Source organism: Alcanivorax sp. HI0044, from assembly GCF_001634945.1.
Genome location: NZ_LWEZ01000366.1, coordinates 1 through 896, shown reverse-complemented (window position 1 = coordinate 896; position 896 = coordinate 1). Strand labels below are relative to the sequence as shown.

Annotated in this window: 1 protein-coding gene; it reads right to left on the bottom strand. The window is 58.3% G+C overall.

Features of this window, described 5'->3' with window-relative positions; translation table 11 throughout:
* Positions 1-87 precede the first annotated feature (87 nt).
* Complete coding sequence (locus tag A3730_RS04445) at positions 88-756, bottom strand: glutathione S-transferase (RefSeq protein WP_063519380.1); 669 nt, start codon at positions 754-756, stop codon at positions 88-90.
* Between the last annotated feature and the right edge of the window lie 140 nt (positions 757-896).

The window sequence follows — 896 nt, the reverse complement described above, 5'->3', positions numbered from 1 at the left end:
GATACCTTTGCCTTGCAGCAGGGCAATCCAGGGGGCGGCATTGGCCGCCCAGCTTGTAAGAATTGCGTCTTCCGGTGGCTGTGGCATTTAACGCATCGGCGTCAGTGGGCCAGCCCGTTCCACCGCTTTCTGGTAGGCCGGGCGTGCTTCCATCTGTGCCACAAAGCGCTGGATCGAAGGCAGTTGGCTCAGGTCCGCACGGGCAGAGGCAGCCTGTAGGGGAAAGCTCATCAGGATGTCGGCCCCGGACGGGGTGTCGCCGGCAAACCAGGTCTGCGTTGCCAGGTGCTGTTCAATGACAGCCAGGTGATTTTTCAGCTGCGGGTCCAGCATGGTGCCGGTGACCTTGCCGCTGATTTTTTTGGCAATGGGTTTGGCAAAAAAGGGCATGGGGGCTTTGGCGATATGGCTGAAGATCAGCTTCATGACCAGCAAGGGCATCAGCGAGCCTTCGGCGTAGTGTAGCCAGTAGCGGTAGTTCAGCCATTGGTCATCCTCTGGCGCGGGCTGCCATTGGCCGTTGCCGTAGCGATGTACCAGGTATTCGATAATGGTGCCGGATTCGGCAATGACGGTGTCGCCGTCGGTGATCACCGGGGACTTGCCCAAAGGATGAATCTTGCGCAGTTCGGCCGGGGCCAGCATGGTCTTCGGGTTGCGGGCGTAATGCTTGATTTCGTAGTCCAGACTCAACTCTTCAAGCAGCCAGACGATACGCAGGGAACGGGAATTTTCCAGGTGATGCACAGTAATCATAGTAGGGCTCTCTGCCATGTCTCAGCGCACCCTGTTGCATGCGTTGTGCATTGAATCGTGCGCTGCAAGACGTCTCAGTGTGTCGGGAGCATAGCAGAGAACCCCGTGACCATCATGGCAAGACGGGGCGGGCCCTTTAT